Genomic DNA, 7,964 nt, shown 5'->3' with positions numbered 1-7,964 from the left:
CGCAATCTACGTCGCCGACTGGTTCGACGCCCGCGTCGGTGGCCACGGTACACTCGATGAACGCTACACCGGCACCATCTATCGCATCGCTCCGAAGGGATTCGCCTCCAACGTGCCAGCACTCAAGCTCGACACCACGGAAGGCCAGATCGCCGCGCTGAAAAGCCCCGCACCCAACGTGCGCTACAATGGATTCACCGCACTCAAAGCGCAGGGCGCGAAAGCCGTGCCCGCCGTCGCAGCCCTGCTCAAGGACGACAACACCTTCATCGCCGCACGCGCCGCATGGCTGCTCGCACAAATGGGTGAAGACGGCGTTGCTCAGGTGAAGCCCTGGCTCGAATCCAAATCCGAAGATCAGCGCCTCATCGCCTACCGCGCGTTGCGTCGTGCCGGTCAGGATGTGCTGGCCATGGCCGCCAAGATGGTCACAGATTCCTCCGCAGCAGTGCGCCGTGAAGTCGCACTGACACTTCGCGAAGTCCCTGTCGCCCAAAGCCTTCCACTGCTGGTGAAACTCGCGCAGCAGTTTGACGGCAAAGACCGCGCTTACCTCGAAGCCCTCGGTCTTGGCGCTGAAGGCAAGGAAGCCGAACTTTACGCCGCCATCTGCAAGGACAAGCCCGCTGCATGGACCGAGGCAGAGTCCTGGATCGCCTGGCGCATGCACCCCGCCGCTGCGGTGGAGGCCTTCAAAACTCGCGCCCTCGACAGCGTCCTTAGTGAAGAACAGCGCAAGCTCATGCTCACCGGCCTCGCCTTCGTGAAAAGCCGTGAAGCTGCAGGCGCGATGATCGAACTCGCCAACACCAAAGACTTCCCAATGAAGGATCTCGCCAAGTGGTGGCTGCTCAATCGCAAAGGCAACGATTGGAAGGACTACGATGTGGAAAGCGGCATGAAGGCTCTGGGCCTGTATGATCCCGCCAAGGTGAAACTCGTCGCGGTCGAAATGCCCCCTGAACTCAAGGGCGCACCCAAGCTGCCCACCGGTGCAGAGATCGCCCAGCTCCCCGGCGATGCCAAGCGCGGCCAGGCCGCCATCGCCGTCTGCTTCACCTGCCACAAAGTCGGCAAGATGGGCGTTGAATTCGGCCCCGACCTCAGCACCTTTGGCAAACAGCAGCCGAGCGAAGTCATCGCCAACGCCATCGCCCATCCTTCCGCCGACATCTCCCACGGTTTTGAAGGCAGCGAGATCAAAACCAAGGACGGCCTCACCATCAGCGGCATGATCCTCTCCAGCGGCGATCCCGTCATGATCAAATGCATGGGCGGCCTCGTGCAGACCGTGCCCAAAGAGCGCATCGCCAGCATCCAGAAGATGACCCGCTCGCTCATGTACCAACCCCAGCAGCTCGGTCTCACCCCGCAGTCCATCAGCGACATCGTGGCGTATTTGAAGAGCCTGTGATCCGGGAAAGAAAGTATTCGTGAACTTTAGCTCACTCCGGGAAGCTCCGAGCTTTTCCAGAGCGAACTCAAGTTCGAGAGTACTTTGCTTCGCCGCCCCTGCAACATCCCCCCATGGTTGCCAGTATTTCTATGCATGCTTCGCACTCTCCTACCCTTCCTGGCCCTTTGCACCGGCATCGCCTCCGCTGAAGTCACCAACATCGGCTCCCGCCGTGAGCTGTTTGTGGACAAGCTGCTCATCGACCAGATGAAAGGTGCCGCGCTGCAGCTTCACCATCCCGAAGAGGCAGGCGTCGCGGTGAAATTTGACCAATCCTGGGAGGGCCGCTTCAGCGCCTACATCACCGTCATTCACAACGACGAGGCAAACAAATTCCAGATGTACTACCGTGGCAATGCGGGCTTCAAGGACGGCACCAGCGGCGAAGTCACCTGCTACGCCGAATCCGCCGACGGCAAAACATGGGTGAAGCCCAAGCTCGGCCTGCATGAGATCAACGGCAGCAAAGACAACAATGTGATGCTGGCCAATCTGGCCCCCTACACGCACAACTTCGCTCCATTCATCGACCGCCGTCCCGGTGTGCCCAAAGAGCAACGCTACAAGGCCCTGGCAGGCCTCGGCGGCAAATCCGGCGGTCTCAGCGCCTTCGTTTCCGCAGATGGCCTGCACTGGCAGAAAATGCAGGAGACGGCGGTCATCACCAAAGGTGCCTTTGATTCCCAAAACGTGTCCTTCTGGTCGGATACGGAGCAGTGCTACGTGGCCTACTTCCGCGTCTTCACCGCAGGCGTGATCGATGAGAAGACATGGAAACCCAAAGGTGTGCGCTGGGTCAGCCGCGCCACAAGCAAGGATTTCATCCATTGGACGGACGCCGTGCAGATGACCTGCGACCAGCCGTTGGTGGACCACATTTACATCAGCCAGACGAACCCATATTTTAATGCGCCGCACCTCTACATTTCCACCGCCGCACGCTTCATGCCCGGCAAGGCCGTGCTGGAAGAGCAGGCCAAAAAAGAGCTCGCCCCGGATACCAAGGCCTACCCTGCCCTCATCCAGGACTGCTCCGAAGCCGTGCTGATGACCAGTCGCGCCGGCACCACAGCCTACAATCGCAGCTTCATGGAAGGCTTTGTTCGTCCCGGCCAGGATTTCCGCGACTGGACCAGCCGCAGCAACTACCCCGCCTGCGGCGTGGTGCAGACCGGACCGGCAGAGATGTCATTGTTCGTGGAGCGCCATTACGGCCAGACCACCGCACTTCTGCAGCGCTTCACACTGCGTCTCGATGGCTTCGCATCGTTGCATGCAGACTTCACAGGCGGTGAGATGACCACCAAGCCCTTCACGTTCACCGGCAAGGCTTTGCATCTCAATCTCTCCACCGGGGCCGCTGGCTCAGTGGCGGTGGAAATCCAGGATGCCGAGGGCAAGCCCCTGCCTGGCTTCACTTTGGATGACTGCAAGGCGATCTCATACGACAGCATCGATCGTGTCATCGACTGGAAGACGGGCAGCGACGTCTCTGCTCTGGCCGGAAAACCGGTGCGTCTTCGCTGGGTGCTCAAGGACGCCGATGTGTTTTCCTTCCGCTTTGAATGATTCGCTGGCGTTTGCGCAGGAAACAAGGAACCATCGGGCGGATGCACGCGTATCCCGCGTGTCATTTCACTCATGGACATCTCGTCAAAAACATTCTCAGCCAAAGGTTTCGTGCTTCCTCACAGCCTTCCCGTGATTGTCTTGGACGACTGCTACCATTTTCCCGCCTGCCATCTGCCCCTGTTCATCTTTGAGGACCGCTACCGCCGCATGCTGGATCATGCGCTGCAAACCGACCGCATGTTCTGCGTTGGCGTTTCTGACGGCGCGAATGACGTGCTTCCCGTCACCACGGCGGGACTGGTCCGCTGCTCGGTTAAAAACCCTGACGGCACCTCGCAGGTCATGCTTTACGGCGTCTGCCGCGTGCGCATCACCGGCTGGGATCAGATCAAGCCCTTCCGAATTGCCCGTGTGGAACCGGTGCTCACCCAGCACGCTCCCACCAAAATCCTGCGCCAGCTGAAATCACGCGCGCTGGACCTCCTTCCACCGCCCACGGACGACAGCTGCGAGAGCATGCAGCAACTGCGCCATGAACTGGAAGAAATGGATGAGGCCGAAGCCGTTTGCGACATCATCGCATTCCACTTCGTGCGCAACAAAGCCGCCCTCCGCATTCTCCTCGAAGAATGCTGCCCGCAGCGGCGCTACGAGAAGCTGATCAGCGAACTGGAAAAAGCGCAGGACTGCTAGGACTCATTTTGCACGGGATTGGTCAGAGTACCGATCTGCGCGATCTCCACGCTCACCGTATCGCCATCCTTCATAAACACAGGCGGCGTGCGGGCCGCTCCCACACCATGCGGCGTGCCTGTGAGGATGACCGTGCCCGGCATCAGCGTGGTGCTGCCACTGAGAAATTCGATCAGGGTCGGCACATCAAAGATCATGTCGCTGGTACTCCAGTCCTGCATCGTCTCGCCATTCAGCACCGTCTTGATCGCGAGTGTGTTCGGATTCGGAATCTCATCCGTCGTCACCAGCACCGGGCCCAGCGGGCAAAACGTATCAAACGACTTGCCGCGGCACCACTGCCCACCGCCACCGTGCTTCTGCCAGTCACGCGCGCTCACATCATTGCCGCAGGTGTAGCCCAGCACATATTGCAAAGCGTCTGCCTTGCTCACGTTCTTCGCCTTCTTGCCAATCACGACCGCCAGCTCCGCTTCGTAATCCACCTTGTCACTCTTCAGCTTCGTCGGCAGCAGGATCGGCTCCCCCGGATGCTGCACCACGTTCGGCAGCTTCATGAACACCACCGGATGCTTCGGAAGTTCCGCCTTCGTCTCCTCCGCATGCTTCTTGTAGTTCAGCCCGATGCACACAATTGCAAACGGCTGCACCGGCGCGAGCAGCTTCACCATCTCCGCCTTCCGCTCCGTCACATGATGCTCTCCAAAAATATCCCCCTCAATTACCAGCGCCGTGCCATCAGCCTGCTGCGCTGCATGCACGATGTTTCCCTGCGAGTCGGAGTAGCGGATGATTTTCATAAGTTCGTAGATCGGGTTTTAGCCCGTGATTGGAAATGTTTACGCAGCATTACGCCTGTTCCACGCCACCAGTTCCTCATACTTCGCCCCGGTGCCGCCGAACAGATCCAGTGCGCTGCCCACCGTGCCATCCACGCGGCCACGGCTCAGCTCATCGATGCGCTTCAGATCATCCAGATGCCGGATGCCACCGGCATAGGTCATGGGAATCGGCGAGTGCTCACCGAGGAAACTCACCAGCGCCTCATCGATGCCCTCGCACTTGCCCTCCACATCCACAGCATGGATCAAAAACTCCGCACAATGCCCCGCGAGAAAGCGCAGCGACTCCGGCGTCACATCCAGCGTCGTCAGCGTCTGCCAGCGGTTCATCGCCACCGTCCAGCCCGTCGCCGTGGCCTTGCAGCTCAGATCAATCACCAGCCGCTCTTTGCCTGCGGCTTCGACCATTTTGTCGAGCCGCGTCTGATTGAAGGTGCCGTCCGTTTCAAACAAGTAACTCGTCACGATCACATGGCTGGCCCCGGCTTCCAGATACTCCGCCGCATTGCACGAGCGAATACCGCCCCCCACCTGCAAGCCGCCCGGGAAAGCTCCCGTCGCGGCCTTCGCAGCTTCCTCATTCCCCTTGCCCAGCAGGATCACATGCCCGCCCGTCAGCCCGTCGCGCCGATACAGCTCCCCATACCAAGCCGAGTCCCGGTCACTCACAAAGTTCGTCTTCAACCCCGTCCCATCATCCCGCAACGACGAGCCCACGATCTGCTTTACGCGGCCGTCGTGGAGATCAATGCAGGGTCGGAATCGGGTCATAGGAGGGAGTGAAAATCTTTCTCTTCCTCCTACTCCGACTCTTCTTCCCTTCAAGGCAGGATCTTGTCATTCACCACAGACAAGCCTTGCCGCCCTCCTTCGACTCTCTTGACTACTCCTTCTTCCCTGCTTTCTTAGAGTCGTCCATGACCACCACGCCAGCCAAGGCTCTGCTCCTTCTCTCCCTGCGACTTACGCAAGGGTAGGCGGCCCGTGTTTCCTCGTCATGCCCCTTGCCGTCACGTCACGGCAGTTTCTCAGAACAGGAAAGAATCCTGTCCAATTCTGAAATCTTGTTAATCCTGTCTCCAATTGTCCCGTCATGTTAAAAGATCCGTCTTCCAAGTACCAGCCCTTCCCGCTGATCAGCATCCCCAACCGTCAATGGCCCTCCCGTCATCTGACCCACGCTCCCATGTGGTGCAGCGTCGATCTGCGCGATGGCAACCAGGCGCTCGCCGTGCCGATGAATGTCTCACAGAAGCTCGAAATGTTCGATGCCCTGGTGAAATGCGGCTTCAAAGAAATCGAGGTCGGCTTCCCTTCCGCCTCCAACACCGAGTTCCAGTTTAACCGCCGCCTCATCGAGGAAAAGCGCATCCCTGACGACGTCACCATCCAGTGCCTGGTTCAGGCGCGTGAGGACTTGATCGAGAAGACCGTCGAGTCGCTCATCGGTGCCAAAAAAGTGGTCATCCACATGTACAACAGCACCTCTCCCGCTCAGCGGAAGTACGTGTTTGGAAAATCCAAGGAAGAGATCATCACCGTGGCCATCAAAGGCGCGCAGATGATCAAGGACCGCCTGCATCGTCTCGCCGCAGGCGGCACGCAGGTGACCCTGCAGTACTCGCCCGAAAGCTTCAGCGCCACGGAAGTGGAATTTGCCAAGGAGATCAGCGAAGCCGTCATGGATGTGTGGCAGCCGACGCCGCAGCACAAGATGATCCTGAACCTGCCCGACACCGTCGAGGTGGCCATGCCCAATGTGTATGCCGACCAGATCGAATGGATCTGCACCAATATCAAAAACCGCGACAGCCTCATCATCAGTCTGCACACGCACAATGACCGCGGCACCGGCACCGCCGCCACCGAGCTGGGCCTGCTGGCCGGAGCCGACCGCGTGGAAGGCACCCTGTTTGGCAATGGTGAGCGCACCGGCAATCTGGACATCGTCCAGGTGGCCATGAACCTCTACATGCACGGCATCTCCCCCGGCCTGGACTTCAGCGACATGAGCGGCCTCATCCACATGTACGAGCGCACCACCGGCATGACCGTGGCGCCGCGCCATCCTTACAGCGGCGAACTCGTCTTCACCGCCTTCAGCGGCAGCCATCAGGACGCCATCAAGAAAGGACTCACCGGCTACGAGGAGCACAAGACCATCTGGGATGTCCCCTACCTCACCATCGATCCGAACGACATCGGCCGCGAATACCGCGAAGTCATCCGCGTGAACTCGCAGAGCGGTAAAGGCGGCGTGGCCTACCTGCTGGAAAGCGAGTTCGGCATCGAACTGCCCAAGGACATGCAGCGTGAATTCGGCCCGCTGGCCAACGACATCGTGGACAAGCTGGGGCGCGAAGTCACCGCTGCTGAATTGAAAGGCATGTTCTGGAAGGAATACATCGAGCGCGAGACCCCCTTCGCCCTCCATCACTTCCATGCCGATGGCGTGGACGGCGTCTTCACCTGCCGCAGCAGCCTCGTCATCAACGGCCAGGAACGCGGCATCACCGGCAAAGGCAACGGCCCCATCGCCGCCTTTGCCCAAGCGCTGATTCAGGAAGCCGGAGCGCCGCCCTTTGAAGTCGCCACCTACCGCGAGCAAAGCCTCAGCTCCGGCACCGAAGCCAGCGCCCTCGCCTTCATCCAGATCAAAACCGCCAGCGGCAAAACCATCTGGGGCGCAGGTGTGGATACCAACATCGAACTCGCCTCCATCAAGGCGGTGCTCAGTGCGGTGAATCGCGCATCATAGTGCAGACTCAACGTTTGCGAGAGCCCCCCGGCTTTCGCAAATCTGGTTCACCTTCCTACACAGACTCTCCATCCGAAAAGTTGGTTGCCGCCCACCAGCGTGCGCGGTTTATGCACGCACCCCATGCCCCTCCAAATCCCCGACTACCCCTTTCAAGCCTACATCTTCGACTGCGACGGCACCCTCGTTGATTCCATGCCTCTTCACTACGTCGCCTGGGTGGAGGCTTTGAAGCAGCATGATGCGCCGTATGAGTTCACCGAGGAGGAGTTTTATGCGCACGCAGGCATGAAGGAGCAGGACGTGGTGAAGCTGTTGAATGCGAAGCATGGCGCCAATGTCGATCCCGTCAGCGTGGATGAGTTGAAGATGGAGATCTTCGCCAAGCGCATCCCCGAAGTGCAGGTCGTGGGACCTGTCGCTGAGTTTGCCAAATCACTCTTCGGCCGCTTCCCCATCGCCGTGGCCTCCGGCAGCGAAGAATCCACCGTGCGCGGTTGCCTGACAGCCACCGGCCTGATCGATCTCTTCCCCATCATCATCACCCCCAAAAAGGTGAAGCATGGCAAGCCCGCCCCCGACATGTTCCTCCTCGCGGCGGCGCAGATGGGCATCGCTCCAAGTGAATGCCTCGTCCTAGAAG

At 59.6% G+C, this 7,964-nt stretch carries 6 protein-coding genes and 1 pseudogene; 5 read left to right on the top strand and 2 right to left on the bottom strand.

Translation table 11 applies throughout. From position 1 onward, the window contains the following. The 3 genes and pseudogenes from ACIREA_RS21345 to ACIREA_RS21335 form a co-directional block, all read left to right on the top strand. A pseudogene (locus ACIREA_RS21345) lies at positions 1–1,414 on the top strand (dehydrogenase); the annotation flags it as partial. Between the two features lie 135 nt (positions 1,415–1,549). Beyond that, positions 1,550–3,025, top strand: coding sequence for a hypothetical protein (locus tag ACIREA_RS21340; RefSeq protein WP_397384377.1), 1,476 nt, complete (start codon positions 1,550–1,552; stop codon positions 3,023–3,025). A gap of 72 nt (positions 3,026–3,097) precedes the next feature. Next, on the top strand, positions 3,098–3,721 hold the full coding sequence (locus tag ACIREA_RS21335; protein ID WP_397384376.1) for an LON peptidase substrate-binding domain-containing protein: 624 nt from the start codon (positions 3,098–3,100) through the stop codon (positions 3,719–3,721). On the opposite strand, the gene ACIREA_RS21330 is transcribed toward ACIREA_RS21335, so the two are convergent. Together ACIREA_RS21330 and hisA are read right to left on the bottom strand one after the other, a co-directional pair. Continuing rightward, positions 3,718–4,521 (bottom strand): fumarylacetoacetate hydrolase family protein, encoded by an 804-nt coding sequence (locus tag ACIREA_RS21330; RefSeq protein WP_397384375.1) that lies wholly within the window; start codon positions 4,519–4,521, stop codon positions 3,718–3,720. The genes ACIREA_RS21335 and ACIREA_RS21330 overlap by 4 nt on opposite strands. Positions 4,522–4,560: 39 nt before the next feature. Then, entirely contained in the window at positions 4,561–5,334 is a 774-nt protein-coding gene (hisA, locus tag ACIREA_RS21325; protein ID WP_397384374.1) for a phosphoribosylformimino-5-aminoimidazole carboxamide ribotide isomerase, read from the bottom strand. Between the two features lie 322 nt (positions 5,335–5,656). Between hisA and leuA the strand changes: the two genes are divergently transcribed. Together leuA and ACIREA_RS21315 are read left to right on the top strand one after the other, a co-directional pair. Continuing rightward, a complete protein-coding gene (gene leuA / locus ACIREA_RS21320; protein ID WP_397384373.1) occupies positions 5,657–7,321 on the top strand; it encodes a 2-isopropylmalate synthase in 1,665 nt (554 codons plus the stop codon). A 123-nt stretch (positions 7,322–7,444) separates the two neighbouring features. Beyond that, positions 7,445–7,964, top strand: a 520-nt coding sequence (locus ACIREA_RS21315) for an HAD family hydrolase (RefSeq protein WP_397384372.1), incomplete at its 3' end; no start/stop codon positions are given.

The sequence above is a fragment of the Prosthecobacter sp. genome (genome assembly GCF_044373815.1).
Taxonomy (GTDB): Bacteria; Verrucomicrobiota; Verrucomicrobiia; order Verrucomicrobiales; family Verrucomicrobiaceae; genus Prosthecobacter.
The sequence above is the reverse complement of the archived record's forward strand: the minus strand, read 5'-3'. Positions and strand labels throughout refer to the sequence as shown.

Excerpts from the sequence above, each read along its gene's own strand:
- ACIREA_RS21340 (WP_397384377.1), top strand. The coding sequence starts at position 1,550 with ATGCTTCGCACTCTCCTACCCTTCCTGGCCCTTTGCACCGGCATCGCC.
- ACIREA_RS21335 (WP_397384376.1), top strand. The coding sequence starts at position 3,098 with ATGGACATCTCGTCAAAAACATTCTCAGCCAAAGGTTTCGTGCTTCCT.
- ACIREA_RS21330 (WP_397384375.1), bottom strand. The coding sequence starts at position 4,521 with ATGAAAATCATCCGCTACTCCGACTCGCAGGGAAACATCGTGCATGCA.
- hisA (WP_397384374.1), bottom strand. The coding sequence starts at position 5,334 with ATGACCCGATTCCGACCCTGCATTGATCTCCACGACGGCCGCGTAAAG.
- leuA (WP_397384373.1), top strand. The coding sequence starts at position 5,657 with ATGTTAAAAGATCCGTCTTCCAAGTACCAGCCCTTCCCGCTGATCAGC.